Here is a 21,891-nt window from a genome sequence, read left to right on the forward strand (position 1 = left end):
AAGTCTTTCGTAGAGCCGAACAGGGCCTTTCTGCGGTTGTCCCCCAGCGTACGTGCGCGGTGAGGTGGAGGCCTCGACCGGAGGGGGAATCCATGAGAGGGACAGTCGCCGCGGTGGTCGCCGCGGCCTTGGTCGGCGCGTCGCTGCCGACGTACGCGGAGGCCGCACCGGCACAGGGCATCACCTGGTCGCCGTGCGCCGATCACGAAGGCCTGGAGTGCGGCACGTTCCAGGCGCCGTTCGACTGGCGGACACCGGACGACGGCCGCACGATCACCATCGCGGTCAGCAGGCTCAAGGCGCGTTCCGGGCAGGCCAGGGGCGTCGTGCTGACCAACCCGGGCGGTCCGGGGGCGCCCGGCCGGTCGCTGCCGCTGCTCTACACCGGCCGCGCCAAGCTGGTGGAGCACCTGGACGTCATCGGCATCGACCCGCGCGGCACGGGGGCGAGCACGAACGTCACCTGCGGCGGGTACAACTGGATCGGCCTCACCGACCCGCGCGACCGCGGCCGCGCCAACACCGACCTGCTCTACGACAGCGCCGAGCTGCAGGCCACGGCGTGCCAGACCCGGTCGGGCGAGTTCGGGAAGGTCGTCAACACCGAGCAGACCGTCCGCGACCTGGACCTGCTGCGCACCCTGCTGGGCCGGGAGAAGGTCAACTGGATCGGCTACTCGGGCGGCACGTGGATGGGCGCCTACTACGCCACCTACTTCCCCGACCGGGTGGACCGGTTCGTGCTCGACTCCAACGCCGACTTCACCTCGACGTTCCAGGACGTGTTCGACAACTTCGGCTACGCCTTCGAACGCCGGTTCCGCACCGACTTCCTGCCCTGGGTGGCCCGGTACGACCACGTCTACCACCTGGGCACGACCGCCGAGCAGGTCCGCCGAGTCTACGAGACGACCCGCGCCCGGCTGGCCGCGGACCCGTTGACGCTGCCGGACGGCACGGTGGTCGACGGTGTCCGGCTGGACCTCGCGCTGGTCCGGGCGCAGTACAGCAAGCAGGCGTTCCCGGAAGCGGCGGAGGTGCTGGCGTTCCTGCGCGAGCCCACGGCGACCGCACCGGCGTCGGCGGTGTTCCCGGACGCGCCCAACGCCGCGCTGTACGCCGTCACGTGCAACGACACGAGGTTCCGGCACAACCGCGCCACCCTGGCCGCGGAGGCCGAGCGGCTCGGCAAGCGGTACCCGCTGTTCGGCTACTACCAGCGGCTGGCGCCGTGCGCGTTCTGGGACCGGCCGCCGCTGGAGCTGAAGAAGCCGACCGGCAAGGGCGTGCCACCGGTGCTCATGGTGCAGTCGGAGCGCGACCCGGCCACCCCGCTGGAAGGCGCCCAGCGGGCCCACCGCAACTTCGAGGGGTCACGGCTGCTCACCGTGACCGACGAGGGCGACCACGGCGTCTACGGTTTCGGCAACCCGTGCGTGGACGAGGTGGTGGAGGCGTTCATCGTGGACGGCGTGGTGCCGCCACGTGACCTGACCTGCCCTGGAACGCCCCTGCCCGACTCGACCGCGCCCACCGCCGCGAGCGAGCGCCCACTGGTCGGGTGGCCGTTGTGACCGCTCAGAACGTCCCGCCGGCCTGCCGCCTGCGCGCGGCGTAGACGCCGGCCTCCGTCCGGCGGTCGAAACCGAGCTTGTGCAGCAGCGAGGAGACGTAGTTCTTCACCGTCTTCTCGGCCAGGTACAGCCGGTTCGCGATCTGCCGGTTGGTCAGGCCCTCGGCGATCAGGTCGAGGATCCGCCGCTCCTGCGGGCTCAACGACGCGTAGCGCGGGTCCTCGACCGGTCCGCCGCGCAGCCGTTGCAGCACGGTCGCCGTCACGCCGGAGTGCAGCAGCGAACCGCCCGCGGCCAGCGTGCGGATCGCGGACACCAGGTCGTTGCCGGACACCTGCTTGAGCAGGTACCCGGCCGCACCCGCCATGATCGCGCCGAACAGCGCCTCGTCGTCGGAGTACGAGGTCAGCATCAGGCACGCGGGCGGCGGCTGGACCGTCGAGCGGATCTCCCGGCACACGGTCACGCCGTCGCCGTCGGGCAGCCGCACGTCGATCACGGCCACGTCGGGCCGGTGGAACGCGGCGGCGGACACGGCGGCCGCGGCGCTCTCCGCCTCACCGACGACCTCGATGTCCGACTCGACCGCCAGCAACTGCTGCAGACCACGCCGCACGATCTCGTGGTCGTCCACCAAGAGCACGGAGATGGACATGGGCCCTCCCTACACCGATACCAACGGGACGGACCACGTCAGCGTCACACCCCGGCCCCCGGCCGACTCGACCTGGCACGAACCGTCCCACCTCGCGGCCCGCGCCGCCATGTTCACCAGGCCGCCGGTGTGCCTGTTGCGCCCGGACGGCAGGCCTTCACCGTCGTCGCGCACGACCAGCCGCAGGTTCGTCGCCGCCCGGTCCACCACCACCTCGACCTCGACGTTCTTCGCCGACGCGTGCCGGGCGGCGTTGGCCAGCGCCTCGCGCAGAGTGGCCAGCAGGTCCGGCCGCACGTGGTCGGGCACCACCGAGTCGATCGGGCCGTCCATCGCCAGCGCGGGCTCGAAGCCGAGCAGCCTGGCCGACTCCTGCACCACCTTCATCAGCTGCGCGCGCAGGTCGGCGGCGCCCGCGGGCGGTTCCTGCAGCGAGAAGATGGTGCGGCGGATCTCGCGGATCGTCTGGTCGACCTCGGTCACGAAGTCCGCCAGCCGCTGCGCCACCATCGGCTGCTCCACCAGCCCGTTCATGCTCTGCAACCCCAGGCCGAGCCCGAACAGCCGCTGCACGACCAGGTCGTGCAGGTCGCGGGCGATCCGGTCGCGGTCCTCCAGCACGGCCAGCCGCCGTCCGGCACCGGTGGCCCTGGTGAACTCCAGGATCAGCGCGGCCTGCCGGGCGAACGACTCGACCAGCGCCACGTCGGAGGCGTCGAACGCCCGCCGGCCGCGCGCCCGCGCCACCATCAGCACGCCCAGCACCCGGTCGCCCGCGGCCAGCGGCACGAACACCACCGGGCCGATCCTGGGCTGGCCGGGCAGCCCGTCGAGCACCTTCGCCTTGCCGGTGTCGAACACCTCGTGCGCCGGACCGCCCTGGCCCGCCTCGCCGAACCCGCGCATCTCGCCGTCCATCACCCGCACGGCCAGCTCGCCCTGCAGGTCGGGCAGCGACAGCAGCGCGTTCACGCCGTCCGCGGCCAGCCGGGCGCGGACCGCGACCAGGCGCAGCGCGTCCCGGTCCGGGGTGCCGGTGAGCAGCGCGTTCGTCACCTCGTTGGACGCGCGCAGCCACACCTCGCGCTGCCGCGACTGCTCGTAGAGCCGGGCGTTCTCGATCGCGATGCCCGCCGCCGCGGCCACCGCCACCACCACCTCGCGGTCGGCCCGGGTGAACTCGGAGCCGTCGGCCTTGTCGCTGAGGTAGAGGTTGCCGAACACCGCGCCGCGCACGTGCACCGGCACACCCAGCAACCCCGGCCCGGACGGGTCGAACGCGGTCGCCTCGTCCCCGTGCTTCTCGAAGTCGGTGTTGTGGTGGCCGTCGTCGTAGGTGAACTCCAGCAGCTGCCGGTTCGGCCCGACCACGGCCAGCGCACCGTACCGGGCGCCGACCAGGCCGCAGGAGGACTCCACGATGCGGCGCAGCACGTCGGGCAGCGACAGGTCGCTGGCCAGCGACACCACCGCGGTCAGCAGCCTGCTCAGCCGCTCCTGCGAGACGACCACCTCGGTGGTGCGGTCGGTCAGCTCGCGCAGCAGGCCGTCCAGCCGCGTCGCGGCGTTCGCGTCCGGGGTTCCGGCCACCCAGACCACCCTCAAGAGTCGGAGGTGTCGAGGTTAACGCCTTCTCCTAGGGGATGCGACGACCCGACAGGACCTCCAGGTCGACCGCCAGGAAGTGATCGCCTCGGCCGTGCCCGCGCGAGGCCAGCGGCAACTGCCGCAGCCTGACCAGCCGCGCCTGCTCCTCGACCTCGGTGACGTGCCCGACGGCCATCACCGACCAGCCGCGGGACAGGTCGGGCGCCACGTCGTCGATCTGGAAGGCGACGATCGTGTCACGGGCCGCGAGGGTGGCGCTGCCGTCCGGCACGCGCAGCACGACGCACTCGCCGTCGAGCACGAACACGACGGGGTGCACCACCGGCAGCGCCCTGTCGGTGTAGACCAGGCGACCGATGGCCGCCGTGCCGAGCAGCTTCAGGCATTCCTCGCGGGACAGGACCTGAAGTCCAGCGGAGTCGTACATCGCACCTCTTCGTCACCCGGTCGCTGGCATAAACGTTCGGCGCTGTGATCGTCCTTGCCTAGAGTCGGAAGTCCCGGCTTCGACGCGTCCCACCCGGATGGGGGATTTTCAGATGGACCCAATGGACGTAACGGCGTTTCTGCGCCGTCTCGGCCTGACCGACGCCGAACCGCCCGGCGTGGCGGCGTTGACCAGGCTGCACCGGGCGTTCGCGGAACGGGTGCCGTACGAGTCGGTCGACATCCAGCTCGGCCGGGTGACCTCGCTGGACCCGCGTGACTCGGTGGCCCGCGTGCTGTCCGGCCGCGGCGGGTACTGCTTCCACCTCAACGGCGCGTTCGCCGAGTTGCTGCACGCGCTCGGCTACCACGTGACGCGGCACCCGGGCGGCGTCCAGATGACCCCGGAGTCCGCGCCGACCATCAGCCGCAAGCACCTCGCGCTCACCGTCCGTGATCTGCCTGACTCCGACGATATCTGGCTGGTGGACACCGGTCTGGGCGATGGCCTGCACTCGCCGTTGCCGCTGCGCGCGGGCGTGCACCGCCAGGGTCCGTTCGAGTTCGAGCTGGGGCCGTCGACGGCCGCGCCCGGCGCGTGGCGGCTGCGGCACGACGTGCGCGGCAGCTTCTTCGCCATGCACTTCACGTTCGACGAGGTGGGCCTGGACCACTTCGTCGACCCGCACGTGGAGCTGTCCACGTCACCCGAGTCGGGGTTCGTGCGCACGTTCGGCGTGCTGCGGACCGACGCCGGTGGCTGGGACGTGCTGCGCGCGCTGACCCTGGCCCGGGTCGAGGCGACGACCACCAAGACCGTGCTGGACGAGCGGGCCGACTGGTTCGCCGCCTTGGCCGACGTCTTCGGGCTGGTCGTCGCCGCCCACGACCGGGAACCGTTGTGGCGCAAGGCGGTGTCCCAGCACGAGGCCCACCTGGCCCGCGCGGCGACCTAACCGGCGAAGTGCGGCACGAAGCCCCGGTAGAGCTGCGGTGCGTACCGCCGCAGCGCCAGGTCCAGCATCTCGGCGCCGATGTCGTCGTACAGCTTGATCCAGTGGCCGTGCACGTTGTGCGGGATGCGTCGGTAGGTGGCCTGGAACGCCTGCGGGTCGTTCGGGACCAGGGTGAGCCACAGCGCCTGCTTCTCACCGCCGCGCGCCAGCGCGACCCCGGCCAGCTCGTACCACGGCACCGCCCACGACAGGCCCTTGTCGTCCCAGCGCAGGCCCTGGTGCTCCACCACGAGCCGGCGCGGCCGGGCGCTCGCCCGCCACACGCCGCCGCCGACCAGGCCGCCCAGCGCCACCACCGGTCCGACGAACATCGCCGCCAGGTGGCCGTCGGCGTAGGACAGGAACATCAGCAGCACGCCGAAGAGCGTGAGGCCGAGCTGGACGGCCAGGGCCACCCGCCGCTCGGTCCTGTTGCCGAAGGGAATCTCGATCTCGTTCATGCCAACCCCACCGTGAAGCCCTCGTCCTGCACTCCGCGGTACAGGTGCGGTGCGAATCCAAGCACGGCCCGCTCGACCACCGGGATCAACGCGGCCGCATCACCCAGCGGGAGCCGGTAGACGCCGTCCTGGCGGGCCAGGTGCGCCATGTCGGCGTGTCGCGCCCGGAAGGTCGACGGGTCGGCGGGCAGCAGGTCCAGCCGCACCATGGTCTTGCGCACCACCGCGTCGGAAGGGTGGAACACCCGTTCCCTGGTCCGGGAGATCCGCACCCCGCCCAACTCGGGCCAGGCCACCGCCCACGGCGTGCCGGCCGGGTCGTCCCACCGCACGCCGGGCATCTCCAGCACGAGCTTGCGCGGCCGGGAGATCCTCTTCCAGTTGACGACCGCGCCGAGCGCGATGCCCGTGAACGCCAACCCGATGACCAGCCCGATCGTGCCGCCGACCCCTTCACCGTCCGCGTACGCCGTCACGGCGCCCACCAGTGCCACCACCCCCAGCACACCGGTCACCGTGCCCCCGATCAGCACCCGACGGGTGTCCCGCCTGCCGATGTCGATCACCACCGGCGTCGTCATGCCCCCACCCCCTCGACCAGTCGATCAGCCGCAGCGTAGGGGTCCAGCTCACCCGCCACGACCCGTTTGGCCAGGGTTTCGAGCGCGGACGCGCCGCGCAAGCCGCCGATCCGGGAACGCAGCCGTTCCAGCGCGATGGCCTCGATCTCGCCCGCCGCCCTGGTGGCGCGGCGTCGTTCCAGCTCACCGCGGTCCGCGAGCCACGCGTGGTGGGCGTCGATCGCGTCCACGACCTCGTCCAGCCCTTCGGCGCGGGACGCGACCGTCTTCACCACGGGTGGCCGCCACCGGCCGCCTTCCCGTTCGCGGCGGCCCAGCGAGATCATGTGCTTGAGGTCGCGCGCGGTCTGGTCGGCGCCGTCCCGGTCGGCCTTGTTGACCACGAACACGTCGGCGATCTCCAGGATGCCCGCCTTGGCGGCCTGGATGCCGTCGCCCATGCCGGGCGCGAGCAGCACCACGGTGGTGTCGGCCAGCGACACCACCTCGACCTCGGACTGGCCGACGCCGACCGTCTCGACCAGCACCACGTCGCAGCCCGCCGCGTCGAGCACGCGCAGCGCCTGCGGCGTGGCCCAGGACAGCCCGCCCAGGTGGCCGCGGGTGGCCATGGACCGGATGAACACACCGGGGTCGGTGGCGTGCTCGCCCATCCGCACCCGGTCGCCGAGCAGCGCGCCGCCGGAGAACGGCGACGACGGGTCCACCGCCAGCACCCCGACCCGCTTGCCGCGCCGCCGGTAGGCCGCGACCAGCGCCGACGTGGACGTGGACTTGCCGACGCCCGGAGCACCCGTCAAGCCGATGACCTGCGCGTTCCCGCAGAACGGGGCCAGCGCGCCCGCCACCTCGCGCAGCTGCGGGCTGGCGTCCTCGACCAGCGAGATCAGCCTGGCGACCGCGCGCGGCTGTCCCTCTCGCGCGCGGTCGACCAGTTCGGCTACGTCAACGGTGCGGGCCACACCTCTAGACCTTAGGCACGCGGACGATCAGGGCGTCGCCCTGACCGCCGCCGCCGCACAGGGCCGCCGCGCCGACGCCGCCACCGCGGCGCTTCAGCTCCAGCGCCAGGTGCAGCGCGATCCGGGCGCCCGACATGCCGATCGGGTGGCCCAGCGCGATCGCGCCGCCGTTGACGTTGACCTTGTCCTCGGCGATGCCCAGCTCACGGGTGGAGACCACGCCGACCGCGGCGAACGCCTCGTTGATCTCGACCAGGTCCAGGTCGGCCGGGTCGATGCCCTCCTTGGCGCACGCGGCCTTGATCGCGTTCGCGGGCTGCTCGTGCAGGCTGGCGTCCGGACCGGCGACCACGCCGTGCGCGCCGATCTCGGCCAGCCAGGTCAGGCCGAGCTCCTCGGCCTTGGCCTTGCTCATCACGACCACGGCCGCCGCGCCGTCGGAGATCTGCGACGCCGAGCCCGCGGTGATCGTGCCGTCGGAGGCGAACGCCGGGCGCAGCTTGGCCAGCGTCTCCACGGTGGTGTCGCCGCGCACGCCCTCGTCCTCGGCGAACAGCACCGGGTCGCCCTTGCGCTGCGGGATGGCGACGGGCGCGATCTCCTCGCCGAAGATCCCGTTCTCCGCCGCCTTGGCGGCCAGCTGGTGCGACCGGGCGGAGAACGCGTCCTGCTCCTCGCGGGTCAGGCCGTAGCGGGCGTTGAACTTCTCCGTGGAGGCACCCATCGCCACCTGGTCGAACGCGCAGAACAGGCCGTCGTGGGCCATGTGGTCGAGCATCGAGACGTCGCCGTACTTGAACCCGCCGCGCGACTTCGGCAGCAGGTGCGGCGCCTGGGTCATCGACTCCTGACCACCCGCCACCACGATGTCGAACTCGCCGGCGCGGATGAGCTGGTCGGCCAGCGCGATCGCGTCGATGCCGGACAGGCACACCTTGTTGATCGTCAGCGCGGGCACGGACATGGGGATGCCCGCGTTCACCGCGGCTTGCCGCGCCGGGATCTGGCCCGCGCCGGCGGTCAGCACCTGGCCCATGATCACGTACTGCACCTGCTCGGGCGCGACACCGGCCCGCTCCAGGGCCGCCTTGATCGCGACGCCACCGAGCTGGGCGCCGGAGAAGTCCTTCAACGATCCGAGCAGTCGCCCCATCGGGGTACGGGCCCCGGCGACGATGACGGAACCGGACACAGCAGCCTCCACAGCGGGTGTAAGCGGTTGTTAACTCGCCACGATACCCACGGTTACCGCAGAGTAGCCGTGTGAGGCGTCGCACAGCGGGACCTGCACCGATTCGGCCACTAGCCTGCGAGGCATGGAAGAACTCCGCGGATTCGTCACCGCCATCGACCACGTCGGCATCGCCGTGCCCGACCTGGACGCCGCGATCGCGTTCCACCGCGAGCACTTCGGGCTGGAGGTCGCGCACGAGGAGGTCAACGAGGAGCAGGGCGTGCGCGAGGCGATGCTGCGCGCACCCGGCGACGACGGCACGGGCGCGGCCGTGCAGCTGCTCGCGCCGCTGACCCCGGAGTCCACCATCGCGAAGTTCATCGGCCGGTCCGGGCCGGGGCTGCAGCAGCTGGCCTACCGGGTGTCCGATGTGGACGCGGCGGCGGACGCGCTGCGCGCCAAGGGCTTGCGGATGCTGTACGACCAGGCTCGGCGCGGCACGTCCGACAGCCGGGTCAACTTCGTGCACCCGAAGGACGCCGGCGGCGTGCTGGTGGAACTGGTGGAGCCTCGCTAAGGCCGCTCCAGGGCGGCGGCCACGAACGACAGTTCAAGGTCCATCCGGTCGTCGCCCGGCGCGTGCCTGGCCACCGAGTGCCGGTAGCTTACCGCGAGCGCGAGCAGCGCGGAGGCGCTGTCCACGTCCTTCGCGGCCACCGCCGCACCACCGGCGGCGATGATCACGTTGCGGATCTGCCGCACCACCGACTCGTACCGCTCGTGCAACGCGTCGCGGACCGCCTTGTGCGTGTCCGCCTCGCGCCACAGCAGGTGGCTGAGCAGCGGTGACGCGTTGAGCCTGGCGTCCAGCGCGGCGACGAGCCTGCGCAGGCTCTCCGCGATGTCGCCGACGACCACGACCCGGCGCGCGTCGACGTTGCCGTCCGGCAGGCGCTGCACGAGGGCCGCCAGCAGGTCGGTCTTGCGGCGGAAGTAGTAGTGCACGAGCCCTTTGGGCACGGCGGCCCGTTCGGCGATGCGCGAGGTCGGCGTCGCGTCGAAACCCGACTCGGCGAACAACTCCTCGGCCGCTTGCAGGATCCGTTCCCGGGCCGACGAGTCCTCTGCCAATTCCCGTGCCTCCCGTGTTGGATTGCCGCTGCTCCGCAGACGGCGGCTCGGTCGCCCGGAAGTCGTTCGCTCGCGCCTGAATTGCCGACGATCGAAAAGCGTGATCGCCGGCAATTGAGTCGCGAGCGAACGACGCGACCTCGCGGTTGTTCCGTCACTCTCAGGCGGTGCCGGCCACCCGGCGACCGTGGGCCGCGTTCGCCAGCGGGACCGCCATGGCGCCCGCCGCGACGGTCAGCACGCCGCCGATCCACGAGATCCACGACGCCGCCATCAGGTCGCTGTAGCCCATCACCCACGGGGAGATGAACAGCAGCGCGCCCAGGACCATCTGGAACCACTCGCCGTACACCATCCCGGGCATCGCGAGCGACGCGAGGCCGTCGATGGCGATCAGTGCGCCGAGCACGATCATCGTCCACATGGCCCCGGTGGTCGTCTCCACCACCAGGGGCGAGAGCAGCACCAGGACGCCGATGACGACCTCGGCCCAGTCCTGCCACCTGGTCCACGCCTTTGCCATGACTCGTACCTCCGTCCTCATCAATCGGACGTCTCCGATGGTCCGCTTGGTTGGCCGCCCGGTCAAGGTGCGCCGATCGGGCGAAAACCCAGTGCGGTGGCTCACAGCTCGGGTTCTGAATCGGTTACCCGTGGGTAACCTCCGGCCACCTGCGTGGACCTCTAGAGCCCGCCACACCGACCATCCCCCAAGCCCCCATTGGGAGGGAACGCCGTGCAGAAGATCCTCGACGCGATCCTCGCGGACGAACTGGACGCGATCGGATCGCTGGACGTACCGGAGAGCTACCGGGGCGTGACGGTGCACGCCGACGAGGTCAAGATGTTCGAGGGTCTCGCGACCAAGGACAAGGACCCGCGCAATTCGTTGCACGTGGACGAGATCGCCACGCCGGAGCTCGGCCCGGGCGAGGCACTGGTGGCCGTGATGGCCAGCGCCATCAACTACAACACGGTGTGGACCTCGATCTTCGAGCCGCTGCCGACGTTCGCGTTCCTGAAGAAGTACGGCGGCCGACACGACCAGCCGTTCCACGTGGTCGGCTCGGACCTGGCGGGCGTGGTGCTGCGCACCGGGCCCGGCGTGAACACGTGGAAGCCCGGCGACCGGGTCGTCGCGCACTGCCTCGACGTGCAGCTGGAGCACCCGGACGGGCACAGCGACACCATGCTCGACCCCGAGCAGCGGATCTGGGGCTTCGAGACCAACTACGGCGGTCTCGCCGAGATCGCGCTGGTCAAGGCCAACCAGCTGATGCCGATGCCCGCCCACCTGACGTGGGAGGAGGCGGCGTCACCCGGTCTGGTGAACTCGACCGCCTACCGGCAGCTCGTGTCGGCCAACGGCGCGAACATGAAGCAGGGCGACACCGTGCTGATCTGGGGTGCGTCCGGTGGCCTCGGCTCCTACGCGACCCAGTTCGCGCTGAACGGCGGCGCGACCCCGATCTGCGTCGTCTCGTCGCCGGAGAAGGCCGAGATCTGCCGGCGCATGGGCGCCGAGCTGATCATCGACCGCAGCGCCGAGGGCTACAAGTTCTGGAAGGACGAGCACGAGCAGGACGTGCGCGAGTGGAAGCGGCTCGGCGCGAAGATCCGCGAGCTGACCGGCGGCGACGACCCGGACATCGTGTTCGAGCACCCGGGCCGGGAGACGTTCGGCGCGTCGGTGTACGTGGCGCGCAAGGGCGGCACGATCGTGACGTGCGCGTCCACCAGCGGGTACATGCACCAGTACGACAACCGCTACCTGTGGATGCACCTCAAGCGGATCGTCGGCTCGCACTTCGCGAACTACCGGGAGGCGTGGGAGGCCAACCGGTTGATCGCCAAGGGGAAGATCCACCCGACACTGTCCAAGGTGTACTCGATGGAGGACACCGGGCAGGCCGCGCACGACGTGCACCGCAACGTCCACCAGGGCAAGGTCGGCGTGCTGACGCTGGCGCCCGAGGAAGGGCTCGGCGTGCGCGACCACGAGCTGCGGGCCGCGCACCTGGACAAGATCAACCGTTTCCGGGGCGTCTAAAGCGAAATCACTCCCGATGTGCGGCGCTCGGGTGACCGCCGCACATCGGGAGCGGGTAGCGTGAGCGGCATGGGCCTCGCCGACGACCGTGACCTCGTCCCCCTGGGATCCGGCTTCGACATCGTCAAGCGCGGGTACGACCGCGCCCAGGTCGAGGACCACCTGGAACGCCTCGACTCCGACCTGCGCCTGCTCGCGGCCGACCGGGACGCGGCGGTGTCGCAGACCAACGACCTGGCCCGGCAGCTCGAAGCGGCCCGGTCGGAGATCGCCGAGCTGCGCGGCCAGGTGGAACGGCTGTCGCTGCCGCCCACCACGTTGGAGGGCCTGAGCGAGCGGTTGCAGCGGATGCTGCGGCTCGCGCAGGACGAGGCGAACGAGATCAAGGCGCGGGCCGAGGCCGAGGGCGGGCACATCCGCGCCAAGGCCGAGGCCGACGCGGGGGTGCTGCGCACCCGGTACGAGAAGCTGATCGCCGAGCTGGACCAGCGCCGCGCCGAGATGGAGGCCGAGCACCGGGGCGTGCTGGAGACCGCGCGCGCCGAGGCCGAGCGGATCGTGGGCGAGGCGCGGGCCGAGGCGGCGCGGTTGGACGAGGAGTCGCTGCAGCGCCGCACCACGGTCGAGGAGGACTTCGAGATCGCGATGGCGGCCCGGCGGGTCGAGTCGATGAAGACGCTGGCCGAGCAGGAGGCGTCGTCGAAGGCCGAAGCCGAGCGGCGGTTGCGCGAGGCGGCGGAGGAAGCGGCGCGCGTGCGTGCCCAGATCCAGCAGGAGCAGGCCGCGTCGAACGCCGAGGCGCAGCGGTTGGTGCGCGAGGCGACGGAGGAGGCCAACCGCCGCCGGCACGACTCGATCAGCGAGGCGACGGCGCGCGTGCAGGAGGCGACCGACGAGGCGAACCGCCGGGTGCGCGAGGCGACGGAGGAAGCGAACCGCCGCGTCACCCAGGCGAGCCAGAAGGTGGACGCCCTCCGCCAGCTCCGCAACCGCCTGTCCCAGCAGCTGCACGCCGTCAGCTCCGCTTTGCACGACGTGACCCCCCTCCTGGACCCGCTGGAGGAGGAACGCCCGAAGCCTCCGGCCCCCGCCGCCGCGGAACCCGCACCAGCACCGGCCTCCCCGACCCCGGCCTCCCCGACCCCGGCCTCCCCGACCTCGGCCTCCTCGGGCGCCACCGCCGCGAAGCCCTCCCCGAAGCCGCAGTCACCGCCCAACCAGGGCTCCACCGAACCCGCCCCCGCGGCCTCGGCGAAGCCCTCCCCGGACGGCCCGACCCAGAAAATCGCCCGCCCGAAACCCCAAACCACCAAGCGCTGACCCGCGTGTCCTACCTCCAGAACGCGCGTGTCCTACGTTCGCGTCGCGTGAGTCGTACGTTCGCGTCGCGTGAGTCGTACGTTCAGGACCCCTGAATTCAACATTCAGGACAGGCGGTCAGACCCCGGCACGCCGTCGCCAGTCGAGCACGGCGGCGGCGAACGCGTCCGGCGCCTCCAGCGGCGTCAAGTGGCCGACGCCAGGCAGCTCGACGTACTCGCCGTGCCGCAACATCCCGGCCAGCTCACGGGCCAACGCGGGCGGTGTGAGCGTGTCGTGCTCCCCGACCAGCACCAACGCCGGCACGTCGACCTGCGCCAGCACGTCGGCCGAGTCGCGCCGCGCGGCCATCGCCCGCTGCGCCCACACCACCTCCGCCGGGTCCTGGTCGAGGATCAACTCCCGCACCCGCCCGATCACGGCCTCGTCCGCCGCGGGCCCGAGCAGCCCGCTCACGACGGTGTCCGGCACCCAGCCGAGGCCTTCCGCCTCCACCCGTGCGGCCATCGCCAGCCGGTTCGCCCGCGCCTCGTCGGTGTCGGCACCGGCACGCGTGTCGGCCAGCACGAGCCCGGCCACCCTGGACGGGTCCCGCCGCAGCACGGCCATCGCCACGTACCCGCCCATGGAGCACCCGCCGAGCACCGCCCGCTCGACCCCGCGCTCGTCGAGCAACCGCAGCACGTCGTCCGCCACAGCCACCAGATCGGGTGAACGATCGGCGCCGCGCTGATCCGGCGTGATCGGTTTCAGCAGGTCACGGACTCCGTCCCACATCCGTGAGTCGAACGGGAAGGCGTGCAGCAGGACGATCGGAGCAGGTTCCACACCCGGAATTGTCGGACCCCCCGGCTAGCTTCGTCGCATGACCTCCACCCCGGAACCGGACGAGCTGCGCACCGACCGCCTCCTGCTCAGGCGCGTCGGCCCGGGTGACGTGCGCGCGGCGATCGCGGTGCTGTCCGATCCGGAGACGAACCGCTGCAACCCGGCGGGGCCACCGTCGGCGGAGCAGGCGGCGAAGATGCTGGCCGAGTGGCAGCTGCACTGGGCGCGTGACGGCATCGGGTACTGGGCCGTGGAGCTGCCGGAGACCGGGGAGGTCATCGGCTTCGGCGGCCTGCGCCACCACGACCTGGACGGCGAGGCGACGTTGAACCTGTTCTACCGGTTCCGCCCCCGGCGCTGGGGGCGCGGCTACGCACCGGAGATGGCACGCGCGGCCGTCGACTGGGCACGCCGCGTCCGGCCGGACCGCCCGGTCACGATCAGCACCGACCCCGACAACGCGCCCTCCCAGCGCGTGGCGGAGAAGCTGTGCTTCGCGCACGTGGGCGAGAGCAGGACCGACGTGGGTCCGGTGCTGATCTGGCGGCCTCAGGAGGTCACGATGGTCACCTGATGCTGCTCGTGGGGGCCGGACCAGGTGCGCGGCAACGGCGTGGGCACCTCGGGCACGGCCGCGGACACGATCGCGTCCAGCACCTCTTCGGCATGCCCGACCATGAGGTGCTTGGCGCCGGGGAAGTCGATGACGTCCGCGGTCGGGATGCTCTCGCCGAACCGCCGCCTGGCCTCGGCCGGTGGCAGGTAGGTGTCGAACTCGGGCACCAGGCACACCACCGGCTTGCCCGCACGTGCCCACGCGTGCAGGTGCTCGGCCTTGCTCCACCGAAGAGGAGGTGAGATCAACACGGCGCCTCGGACCATCGACTCGCACCCGTGCATCAGGGCGAGGTCCGTGCCGAAGGACCAGCCGACGAGCCACACCGAGGGCAGCCCACGTTCGGCCGTGAACGCCAGGGCGGCGGCCACATCCAGCCGCTCGCCCACGGCGTGGTCGAACGCCCCCTCGCTGCGCCCGGCCGCACTGACCGTGCCCCGGGTGTTGAACCGCAACACCGCCAGCCCGGCCAACGCGGGCAACCGCCAAGCGGCCTTGCGGTAGAGGTGGGAGTCCATCATCCCGCCGTGCGTCGGCAAGGGGTGCAACAACACCAAGGTGGCCAACGGCTCCCGGTCCACCGGCAACGCCAACTCACCGACCAACGCCAACCCATCTGCCGTCCGCAATGTCACGGCTTCCCGACGCGCCGGCAGCACGGTGTTGGCCTTGATCGAAACCTCACCACCCACAACAACATCGTCCCACCACCCAACCCGACCACCGCACCCATCGCCACAGCACCCACCGACCCGTGGCCAGCAACTCGAGGCCGACAACTCGGCGACTGGGGCCGATGGCTCGGCGACTGGGGCCGGCAGCTCGGGCCCACACCCTGCGGCCCGCTGGCCGGACGGGCGGCAAGCCGCACCACCGGCATCGCGGGTGGTGGCGTCCTTGACCGAACCCTGCCGGCGTTCGGCGGCTTGCCGGGCGGCGGACGGGCCGGACCTCCCACCAAACCGGTTGGGTACCGGCGAGGCTCTGTCGTGGGCTTCCGGGCGGCCGGTACGGAGCGTTACCAGCGGCGGGTGGTGGGGCCGCGTCGACCTCTCGACGACCAGCAGCCCTGGTGCCAGTGGCGGCGGTCTTCCACCGAGCCGTAGTCGGCGGCGGGCCAGGCTACGACGTGCGGGGTGCCGGGGCGGATCTCGTGGTCGCAGCCCGGACAGCGGTAGGTCTTGGTGGTGGCGTTGCCGGAGACGGTGCGCACCAGCCACTCGCCGTCCGGGGCGCTCTCGGCCCGTGCCCAGCCGTGCCCACCGATGGGTGAGGGCTCGTCCGGGCGTTGCGGGCGGTTACGGCGTGGCACGAGGAACGAGGGTATCCGGGCTCGCCCTGGGTGATCGCCTACGGTCCACTGGGTGAGCAAGTGGCAACGGGTCGTATTGACCCTTCTCCTGATGACCGAGGTGGCCGTCACGCTCGTGCCGGTGGTGCGCGGGCTGCTGGTCGAGCCGTCGCCGCCGGACGTCGTTCCCGGTGGCGAGGTGCGGCCGGAGCTTCAGGAGGCCGATGTGCCGGTCGGCCAGCCGCGTGGGCTCCGGCAGGGCGTGCTGCTCGGCACGACGATGTTGATGCTGGTCACAGCCCTGTCGGCGTTGGCGCCGGTGTGGTTGCGCCCCAGCTCGCGGATGTGGGTGGCCACGTTCACCGGCACCCACCTGGCCGCCGTCGGTCTGGGCTGGGTGCACGGCCTGCCGTTGTTGACGTTGCTCGCCGCGGTGTCAGCAGTTGGGGTGCCCTTGCTGGTGCTGGCACCGTCGCGCCGGGGACAATGAGCGACGTGCCAACCTACGAATTCCGCTGCAAGGCGTGCGGCTCGACCTTCGACGTGAAGCGGTCGATGGACGACGCCTCCGCGCCCGCGCCGTGCCCGAACGGCCACGACGACACCGTCAAGCTGCTCTCCATGGCCGGCCTGAGCGGCAAAGCCAACGCGCCCGCCGGCGGCGGTGGCGGATGCTGCGGCGGCGGCTGCTGCAGCTGACCCACAACGCCCCCACCAGACGACTACGCCCAGGCGGCTACAACCGGGGCGGCTTGGCGGCCACAGCCGGGCGGCCGCGGCTGAGCCGAGGCTGAGCCGAGGCTGAGCCGAGGCTGAGCGGCTGCGGCTGAGCGGCTGCGGCGGCTGAGCGGCTGAGGCTCGGCGGCTGCGGCTGGGCCAAGGCTGAGCAGCTGCGGCTGGGCGGCTGCGGCGGCTGGGCGGCTGCGGCGGCTGGGCGGCTGCGGCGGCTGGGCGGCTGCGGCGGCTGGGCGGCTGCGGCTCGGCGGCCGGGCGACTGGGTGGCGGAAGCCGGGCAAGTATGGCCGGGCGGCGGAAGCTGGGCGGCTGCGGTGCTCGGCGCTGAGCTGAACGCCGCTGCCCGGCACCGCCAGCATCCGCCACCGTCGTCCACCACCCGGCACCGCCGTCCACCACCCGGCACCGCCGCCCTGCGCGGAGTGGGCCGGAGCGCGGCTGACAGGAATGCGGCCGGCGGAACCGCAGGGGTCGGGGCGGTTCGCGGCGGTGAGCGGGTTAGCTGGTCGGTTCCTTCTCCAGCAGGACCTGGGCCACCTTCTTGCCCTGGTCGCAGATGGCGCCGAAGCGGGCCGAGCCGTCGATCACGATGATCCCGATGCCGCCACCGGCGTAGTCCATCACCAGCACGCACGACGGCTGCACCGACGTGTCCGTGGTCCGGTCGAAGTAGGTCACCTTCCGGTCACCCAGGTCGAACTCGCCGTTGCTCTGCTCCAGCGTGATCGCCCGCCCCTCGCGGAACCGCAGGGTCACGCCCACGTCCAGCGAGCCGACCGACGTCTGCCACTTGCACGACTGGTCGAACGACGTGTCGTAGCCGGTCTCGGTCGGCTCGGCGTCCTTGTCCGGCACGTCGTAGGGCAGGTCCTTCCACCCGATCAACGCACAGATGTCACCGACGTCCCCGGTCGGCTCGCGGGACGGGTCCGCGGAGCCCGTCGGCGTGGGCTTGGCCGACGTGAACGGCGGGTCGACGTCGAGCACCTGCTCCGCCACCGGGGTGCCGTTGACCGTGTACGCGCAGGCGCTCGTCAGACCGAACGCCGCCACCAGGAGCGAGATCACCACACGCCGCATGGTGACCACGATGCCAAACGCCGAAACCCGCCACGCCATCAGCCCGCACAACGCGTCCCTCAGGCCGCGTAGTCGCGGAACCCCTTGCCGGTCTTGCGCCCCAACCGACCGGCCTTCACCAGGTGCTCCAGCAGCGGCGCGGGGGCGAAGCCCGCCTCGCGGAACTCCAGGTACAGGGTCCGCTCGATGGCCAGCGACACGTCCAACCCCACCACGTCCAGCAGCTCGAACGGCCCCATCGGCAACGAGCAGCCGACCTTCATCGCGTTGTCGATGTCGTCGGCCGACGCGTAGTGCGCCTCCAGCATCTTCACCGCGTCGTTCAGGTACGGGAACAGCAGCGCGTTGACGATGAACCCGGCGCGGTCGCCGCAGTGCACCGGCACCTTGCCCAGGTCGAGGCACACCCGACGGGCGGTGGCGACGACGTCGGCCGACGTCGAGATCGTCCCCACGACCTCGACCAGCTTCATCACCTGCGCCGGGTTGAAGAAGTGCAGGCCGACGACGTCACCGGGTCGCGAGGTCGCGGCGGCGCACTCGATCACCGGCAGCGAGGACGTCGTGGTCGCCAGCACGGCACCCGGCTTGCACACCTCGTCCAGCGCCTCGAACACCGCCTTCTTGATCGACAGCTCCTCGGCCACCGCCTCGACCACGAGGTCGCAGTCGGCCAGGTCCGCGAAGTCGACCACCGGCGACACCCGGGCCAGCGCGGCGTCCCGGTCCGCCTCCGACAACTTGCCGCGCGAGACCGCCTTCTCCAACGACTTGCGCACCTTGCCCACCGCCGCGGCGGCCTTGTCCTCCGACCGCGCCCGCAGCACCACGTCGTACCCGCGCTTGGCGAACACCTCCACGATCCCCGTGGCCATGGTCCCGGTGCCGATCACGCCGACCCGCTGCACCTCGCGCGCCGCCTCACCGTCCGCCGAGGCGACCGGCGTCAGCACGTCCGGCACGACGACCGGCGAGTCCGGCCCGTCGTAGGTGTAGAAACCGCGCCCGCTCTTGCGCCCCAGCAGCCCCGCCGTGATCATCTGCTTCAACAGCGGCGCCGGCGCGTGCAGCCTGTTGCGCGACTGGTGGTACATCGTGTCCAGGATCTCGTACGCGGTGTCCAACCCGATGAGGTCGAGCACCGCCAACGGGCCCATCGGGTAGCCGCACCCGTACCGCATGGCCGCGTCGAGGTCTTCCCTTGTCGCATAACGGGATTCGTACATCCGCACCGCGTGGTTGAGGTACCCGAACAGCAGCGCGTTGGCGATGAACCCGGCCCGGTCGCCGATGACGACCGGCGTCTTGCCCACCCCCTCGGCGAACGCCACCACGTCGGTCACCACGTCCGGTTCCGTGACAACCGTGCGGATCACCTCGACCAGCTTCAACACCGGCGCGGGGTTGAAGAAGTGCATTCCGACGACCTTGCCCGGCCGTCCGGTGTGGACACCGATCTCGGTGATCGACAGCGACGACGTGTTCGACGCGAACACCGTGTCCGGACCGCAGATCCGGTCCAGTTCGGCGAACACCGCCGCCTTCAGCTCGATCCGCTCCGGCACCGCCTCGATGACCAGGTCCACGTCCGCCAACGCGTCCAACGAGGTGGCGTACGAGATGCGGCCCAACGTGGCGTCACGCTCGTCGGCCGACAGCTTGCCGCCCGCCACCGCGCGGTCCGTCGAGTGGTCCAGGTGGCCGCGACCGCGGGCCAGCCCCGCCTCGTCCACGTCGACCGCCACCACAGTGATGCCGGTCCGGGCGAGGACTTCGGCGATACCGGCGCCCATCGTGCCGAGACCGACGACTCCGACCGTGCTGAACTGGCGCGTCACTGTTTACCTCCCACTCACCGGAGTGGCTACCGGACGGTAACTTGACGCGACTATCCCACGGCCGTCACGCGGCGTTCGCGTGAGCTTCACCATCGGTATCGAGCAAGTAATCGGTCCAGGGACGTCTCAACAGCTCATTCGTCGAACCGCCGCGCGGCGAGCTCCTCCACCCTCCGCACGGCTTCCGCCGCGTCCGCGCCCGATGCCTCCACCTCGACCCGCGCACCACCGGGCGCACCGAGTCCCATCAACGCCAACACGCTCTTGGCGTCCGCCGCCTCGTCCCCGTACCGCACGACCACCGACGCGTCCAACGAGTCCAACGCCCGCACCACCAACGCCGCCGGCCGGGCGTGCAGCCCCACCGAGTTCGTCAACTCCACCTCGGCCCGAACCACCTCCCCGGCCGCCGCCGGGGCAGGCGAAACGGACCCGGCCGACGACGCCGCCGCGGCCACCTCCGCCAACCCCGCCCCACCCTGCGCCCGCACCGCCGCCGCCACCGCGCCCTCGACCAGCGGCGCGTCCACCACGAGCACCGACCCCTCGGCCTCCTCGGCAGCCATGTCGGCCACCATCTTCGCGCTGCCGAGGTCGAACAGGACCACCACGCCCGCACCGGAATCGGCCCGCGTGATGGCCTCACCGACCGCCACGTAATCCGTGCCCAGCCCGCCTTCGCCGTCACCACCGGACGGCACGATCGCCACCGACGGCGCCATCTGCCCGGCCAGCTCCGCGACCCCCGCGGCCAACTGCCGGCTGTGCGACACCACCACGAGCCCGATCACCGCGCCCTCCCGGCCAACGTCCGCAGCAGCAACGCCGTCGACCGCGCGCCGGGGTCGAGGTGCCCCTCGCTGCGCTCACCCAGGTACGACGCACGCCCCTTCCGCGCCACCATCGGCACCGTCGAGTCGGCGCCCATCTCCGCCGCGTCGGCCGCCGCGCCCAACACCTCCGCCACCCCACCACCGGTGACCGCGACCGACTCCGCCGCCGCCACCGCGGGCGTCAAGGCGTCCACCATCGTCTTGTCGCCGACAGCCGCCTTGCCCCGCGCCACGACCCCTTCCAACGCCGCCCGCAACGCCGCCGCCACCGCCGGCCCGTCCAACTCCGCCACGTCACCCACCGACGTCGCCGCACGCAGGAACGCCGTCCCGTACAGCGGCCCGGCCGCACCACCCACCGTCGAGATCAACGTCGTGGCCGCCAACCTCAACACCGCGCCGGGTGACGACGGCACTTCGTCCAGCTTGGACACCAACGCCGTGAAGCCGCGCGCCATGTTCTCGCCGTGGTCGCCGTCACCGATCTCGCGGTCCAGCCGGATCAGCTCCTCGCGGTGCTCGACCACGACCGCCGCCACCGCCCGCAACGCCTCCGCGACCGACTCCGCCGTGCACGCCATCAGACGCCCCACCGCAGCGCCGGGGTGTGCACGGGCGCGTCCCACAACTCGAGCATCTCGTCGTCCAGCTTCAACAACGTCAAGCTCATCCCCTGCATCTCCAGGCTGGTGATGTACGGCCCGACCAACCGCCGTTCCACGACCACACCCCGCTCCACCAACAACCGTTCCGCGATCCCGTGCGCCAAGTACAACTCGATCAACGGCGTCCCGCCCATCGAGTTGGTGAACAGCAGGACCCGGTCACCTTCCTCGAACGGCAGGTCCTCCACCACCGGGTCGAGCAACGCCGCCACCATCTCCTCGGCGGAGGAGACCGGCACCCGCCGACGCCCCGGCTCCCCGTGGATGCCGATGCCCAACTCCATCTCGTCGTCGGCCAACGTGAACGACGGCTCGCCCGCGTGCGGCACCGTGCACGCCGTCAACGCCAACCCCATCGACCGCACCTGCGCCACGACCCGCCGTGCCAACGCCTCGCACCCGTCGAGGTCGACGCCACGTTCGGCAGCCGCGCCGACGATCTTCTCCAGCAGCACCGTGCCGCCGACACCACGCCGCCCCGCCGTGAACAACGAGTCCTTCACCGCCACGTCGTCATCGATGACGACCGTCCGCACGTCCACGCCGTCAGCCGCCGCCAACTCGCCCGCGGTCTCGAAGTTGAGCACGTCACCCGTGTAGTTCTTCACGATCAACAACGCGCCCGCACCACCGTCGGTCCGCGCCACGGCGGCTGCCACCTGATCGGGTGTCGGCGACGTGAACACCGCACCGGGACAGGCCGCGTCGAGCATCCCCCGCCCGACGAACCCACCGTGCAACGGCTCGTGCCCGGACCCGCCACCGGAGATGACGGCCACCTTCCGCGGCACCGGCGCGTCCGCCCGCACCACCACCGCCGGGTCGTACTGGACCTCCAGCAGGTCGGCGTGCGCGAGCGCCATCCCGCGCAACGCGTCGACCACCACGGTCGCCGGATCGTTGATGATCTTCTTCACGGGTGGACCTCCCGATCGACGCTGATCACCCCATTACTACTCCACCGCACCCGGCCCCGAAAGCGGAACTACACCCTCAAGAACCGCAAAGGTCCCATGTCGAATCGAGCCGAACTCGCGGCCTTCACCTCGACCCTGAGCGTTGAACTCA

At 71.6% G+C, this 21,891-nt stretch carries 25 protein-coding genes; 8 read left to right on the forward strand and 17 right to left on the reverse strand.

Features of this window, described 5'->3' with window-relative positions; all coding sequences use genetic code 11:
* The first annotated feature begins 92 nt into the window (after positions 1-92).
* The gene (locus A6A25_RS07280) at positions 93-1,574 is read left to right on the forward strand and encodes an alpha/beta hydrolase (RefSeq protein ID WP_073887087.1); all 1,482 of its coding nucleotides are present in this window, start codon (positions 93-95) and stop codon (positions 1,572-1,574) included.
* 4 nt (positions 1,575-1,578) lie between these two features.
* Here the strand turns inward: A6A25_RS07280 and A6A25_RS07285 are convergent, their stop codons facing one another.
* The 3 genes from A6A25_RS07285 to A6A25_RS07295 are packed head-to-tail and all read right to left on the reverse strand — an operon-like array spanning position 1,579 to position 4,264.
* On the reverse strand, positions 1,579-2,229 hold the full coding sequence (locus tag A6A25_RS07285; RefSeq protein WP_073887088.1) for a response regulator: 651 nt from the start codon (positions 2,227-2,229) through the stop codon (positions 1,579-1,581).
* A 9-nt stretch (positions 2,230-2,238) separates the two neighbouring features.
* Complete coding sequence (locus A6A25_RS07290; protein ID WP_083668109.1) at positions 2,239-3,819, reverse strand: sensor histidine kinase; 1,581 nt, start codon at positions 3,817-3,819, stop codon at positions 2,239-2,241.
* Positions 3,820-3,865: 46 nt separating this feature from the next.
* Positions 3,866-4,264 carry a pyridoxamine 5'-phosphate oxidase family protein gene (locus A6A25_RS07295; protein ID WP_073887089.1) on the reverse strand — a complete coding sequence of 133 codons (399 nt, stop codon included), beginning with the start codon at positions 4,262-4,264 and terminating at the stop codon, positions 3,866-3,868.
* A 112-nt stretch (positions 4,265-4,376) separates the two neighbouring features.
* Here A6A25_RS07295 and A6A25_RS07300 point away from each other — a divergent pair, with 112 nt between their 5' ends.
* The gene (locus A6A25_RS07300) at positions 4,377-5,219 is read left to right on the forward strand and encodes an arylamine N-acetyltransferase family protein (protein WP_241828538.1); all 843 of its coding nucleotides are present in this window, start codon (positions 4,377-4,379) and stop codon (positions 5,217-5,219) included.
* Here A6A25_RS07300 and A6A25_RS07305 read toward each other — a convergent pair.
* The 4 genes from A6A25_RS07305 to A6A25_RS07320 are packed head-to-tail and all read right to left on the reverse strand — an operon-like array spanning position 5,216 to position 8,454.
* The gene (locus tag A6A25_RS07305) at positions 5,216-5,719 is read right to left on the reverse strand and encodes a hypothetical protein (protein WP_073887091.1); all 504 of its coding nucleotides are present in this window, start codon (positions 5,717-5,719) and stop codon (positions 5,216-5,218) included. The two genes, A6A25_RS07300 and A6A25_RS07305, sit on opposite strands and share 4 nt — an antisense overlap.
* Complete coding sequence (locus A6A25_RS07310) at positions 5,716-6,300, reverse strand: hypothetical protein (RefSeq protein WP_073887093.1); 585 nt, start codon at positions 6,298-6,300, stop codon at positions 5,716-5,718. The genes A6A25_RS07305 and A6A25_RS07310 overlap by 4 nt, the downstream gene beginning before the upstream one ends.
* The gene (gene meaB, locus A6A25_RS07315; protein ID WP_073887095.1) at positions 6,297-7,262 is read right to left on the reverse strand and encodes a methylmalonyl Co-A mutase-associated GTPase MeaB; all 966 of its coding nucleotides are present in this window, start codon (positions 7,260-7,262) and stop codon (positions 6,297-6,299) included. Before meaB ends, A6A25_RS07310 begins: the two co-directional genes overlap by 4 nt.
* Before the next feature lie 4 nt (positions 7,263-7,266).
* Positions 7,267-8,454 (reverse strand): acetyl-CoA C-acetyltransferase, encoded by a 1,188-nt coding sequence (locus A6A25_RS07320; protein WP_073887097.1) that lies wholly within the window; start codon positions 8,452-8,454, stop codon positions 7,267-7,269.
* 124 nt (positions 8,455-8,578) lie between these two features.
* Between A6A25_RS07320 and mce the strand changes: the two genes are divergently transcribed.
* Complete coding sequence (mce, locus tag A6A25_RS07325) at positions 8,579-9,013, forward strand: methylmalonyl-CoA epimerase (RefSeq protein WP_073887099.1); 435 nt, start codon at positions 8,579-8,581, stop codon at positions 9,011-9,013.
* On the opposite strand, the gene A6A25_RS07330 is transcribed toward mce, so the two are convergent.
* The gene (locus tag A6A25_RS07330; RefSeq protein ID WP_073887101.1) at positions 9,010-9,567 is read right to left on the reverse strand and encodes a TetR/AcrR family transcriptional regulator; all 558 of its coding nucleotides are present in this window, start codon (positions 9,565-9,567) and stop codon (positions 9,010-9,012) included. The two genes, mce and A6A25_RS07330, sit on opposite strands and share 4 nt — an antisense overlap.
* Before the next feature lie 160 nt (positions 9,568-9,727).
* A complete protein-coding gene (locus tag A6A25_RS07335; protein WP_073887103.1) occupies positions 9,728-10,090 on the reverse strand; it encodes an SPW repeat protein in 363 nt (120 codons plus the stop codon).
* Between the two features lie 213 nt (positions 10,091-10,303).
* Here A6A25_RS07335 and ccrA point away from each other — a divergent pair, with 213 nt between their 5' ends.
* Entirely contained in the window at positions 10,304-11,617 is a 1,314-nt protein-coding gene (gene ccrA / locus A6A25_RS07340; protein WP_073887105.1) for a crotonyl-CoA carboxylase/reductase, read from the forward strand.
* 69 nt (positions 11,618-11,686) lie between these two features.
* A complete protein-coding gene (locus tag A6A25_RS07345; RefSeq protein WP_073887107.1) occupies positions 11,687-12,937 on the forward strand; it encodes a chromosome segregation protein in 1,251 nt (416 codons plus the stop codon).
* 117 nt (positions 12,938-13,054) lie between these two features.
* Here A6A25_RS07345 and A6A25_RS07350 read toward each other — a convergent pair whose 3' ends face one another.
* On the reverse strand, positions 13,055-13,765 hold the full coding sequence (locus A6A25_RS07350; protein ID WP_073887109.1) for an alpha/beta fold hydrolase: 711 nt from the start codon (positions 13,763-13,765) through the stop codon (positions 13,055-13,057).
* 37 nt (positions 13,766-13,802) lie between these two features.
* Between A6A25_RS07350 and A6A25_RS07355 the strand changes: the two genes are divergently transcribed.
* A complete protein-coding gene (locus A6A25_RS07355; RefSeq protein ID WP_073887111.1) occupies positions 13,803-14,339 on the forward strand; it encodes a GNAT family N-acetyltransferase in 537 nt (178 codons plus the stop codon).
* Here A6A25_RS07355 and A6A25_RS07360 read toward each other — a convergent pair.
* Together A6A25_RS07360 and A6A25_RS07365 are read right to left on the reverse strand one after the other, a co-directional pair.
* Positions 14,315-15,073, reverse strand: a complete 759-nt coding sequence (locus tag A6A25_RS07360; protein ID WP_241828539.1) for an alpha/beta hydrolase — start codon at positions 15,071-15,073, stop codon at positions 14,315-14,317. The genes A6A25_RS07355 and A6A25_RS07360 overlap by 25 nt on opposite strands.
* Before the next feature lie 326 nt (positions 15,074-15,399).
* Positions 15,400-15,693 carry a hypothetical protein gene (locus A6A25_RS07365; protein WP_073887113.1) on the reverse strand — a complete coding sequence of 98 codons (294 nt, stop codon included), beginning with the start codon at positions 15,691-15,693 and terminating at the stop codon, positions 15,400-15,402.
* A gap of 91 nt (positions 15,694-15,784) precedes the next feature.
* Between A6A25_RS07365 and A6A25_RS07370 the strand changes: the two genes are divergently transcribed.
* Entirely contained in the window at positions 15,785-16,162 is a 378-nt protein-coding gene (locus A6A25_RS07370; protein ID WP_073887116.1) for a hypothetical protein, read from the forward strand.
* A 5-nt stretch (positions 16,163-16,167) separates the two neighbouring features.
* Positions 16,168-16,371, forward strand: coding sequence for an FmdB family zinc ribbon protein (locus A6A25_RS07375; RefSeq protein ID WP_143193004.1), 204 nt, complete (start codon positions 16,168-16,170; stop codon positions 16,369-16,371).
* A 534-nt stretch (positions 16,372-16,905) separates the two neighbouring features.
* On the opposite strand, the gene A6A25_RS07380 is transcribed toward A6A25_RS07375, so the two are convergent.
* The 5 genes from A6A25_RS07380 to dhaK form a co-directional block, all read right to left on the reverse strand.
* On the reverse strand, positions 16,906-17,487 hold the full coding sequence (locus tag A6A25_RS07380) for a DUF3558 family protein (RefSeq protein WP_073887312.1): 582 nt from the start codon (positions 17,485-17,487) through the stop codon (positions 16,906-16,908).
* 59 nt (positions 17,488-17,546) lie between these two features.
* The gene (locus A6A25_RS07385; RefSeq protein WP_073887120.1) at positions 17,547-19,325 is read right to left on the reverse strand and encodes a 3-hydroxyacyl-CoA dehydrogenase family protein; all 1,779 of its coding nucleotides are present in this window, start codon (positions 19,323-19,325) and stop codon (positions 17,547-17,549) included.
* Between the two features lie 134 nt (positions 19,326-19,459).
* Positions 19,460-20,116, reverse strand: a complete 657-nt coding sequence (dhaM, locus tag A6A25_RS07390) for a dihydroxyacetone kinase phosphoryl donor subunit DhaM (RefSeq protein WP_073887122.1) — start codon at positions 20,114-20,116, stop codon at positions 19,460-19,462.
* On the reverse strand, positions 20,113-20,739 hold the full coding sequence (gene dhaL, locus A6A25_RS07395) for a dihydroxyacetone kinase subunit DhaL (RefSeq protein ID WP_073887124.1): 627 nt from the start codon (positions 20,737-20,739) through the stop codon (positions 20,113-20,115). Before dhaL ends, dhaM begins: the two co-directional genes overlap by 4 nt.
* Complete coding sequence (gene dhaK, locus A6A25_RS07400; RefSeq protein ID WP_073887126.1) at positions 20,739-21,740, reverse strand: dihydroxyacetone kinase subunit DhaK; 1,002 nt, start codon at positions 21,738-21,740, stop codon at positions 20,739-20,741. The genes dhaL and dhaK overlap by 1 nt, the downstream gene beginning before the upstream one ends.
* Positions 21,741-21,891 lie beyond the last annotated feature (151 nt).

Source organism: Saccharothrix sp. CB00851, from assembly GCF_001905065.1.
GTDB lineage: Bacteria > Actinomycetota > Actinomycetes > Mycobacteriales > Pseudonocardiaceae > Actinosynnema.

What these genes read in the sequence shown, in the direction of transcription:
- A6A25_RS07300 (WP_241828538.1), top strand. Translation starts at nt 4,377, where the DNA reads ATGGACCCAATGGACGTAACGGCGTTTCTGCGCCGTCTCGGCCTGACC.
- A6A25_RS07335 (WP_073887103.1), bottom strand. Translation starts at nt 10,090, where the DNA reads ATGGCAAAGGCGTGGACCAGGTGGCAGGACTGGGCCGAGGTCGTCATC.
- A6A25_RS07380 (WP_073887312.1), bottom strand. Translation starts at nt 17,487, where the DNA reads ATGCGGCGTGTGGTGATCTCGCTCCTGGTGGCGGCGTTCGGTCTGACG.
- A6A25_RS07345 (WP_073887107.1), top strand. Translation starts at nt 11,687, where the DNA reads ATGGGCCTCGCCGACGACCGTGACCTCGTCCCCCTGGGATCCGGCTTC.
- mce (WP_073887099.1), top strand. Translation starts at nt 8,579, where the DNA reads ATGGAAGAACTCCGCGGATTCGTCACCGCCATCGACCACGTCGGCATC.
- dhaL (WP_073887124.1), bottom strand. Translation starts at nt 20,739, where the DNA reads ATGGCGTGCACGGCGGAGTCGGTCGCGGAGGCGTTGCGGGCGGTGGCG.
- A6A25_RS07285 (WP_073887088.1), bottom strand. Translation starts at nt 2,229, where the DNA reads ATGTCCATCTCCGTGCTCTTGGTGGACGACCACGAGATCGTGCGGCGT.
- A6A25_RS07370 (WP_073887116.1), top strand. Translation starts at nt 15,785, where the DNA reads ATGACCGAGGTGGCCGTCACGCTCGTGCCGGTGGTGCGCGGGCTGCTG.
- A6A25_RS07305 (WP_073887091.1), bottom strand. Translation starts at nt 5,719, where the DNA reads ATGAACGAGATCGAGATTCCCTTCGGCAACAGGACCGAGCGGCGGGTG.
- A6A25_RS07355 (WP_073887111.1), top strand. Translation starts at nt 13,803, where the DNA reads ATGACCTCCACCCCGGAACCGGACGAGCTGCGCACCGACCGCCTCCTG.
- A6A25_RS07310 (WP_073887093.1), bottom strand. Translation starts at nt 6,300, where the DNA reads ATGACGACGCCGGTGGTGATCGACATCGGCAGGCGGGACACCCGTCGG.
- A6A25_RS07280 (WP_073887087.1), top strand. Translation starts at nt 93, where the DNA reads ATGAGAGGGACAGTCGCCGCGGTGGTCGCCGCGGCCTTGGTCGGCGCG.
- A6A25_RS07295 (WP_073887089.1), bottom strand. Translation starts at nt 4,264, where the DNA reads ATGTACGACTCCGCTGGACTTCAGGTCCTGTCCCGCGAGGAATGCCTG.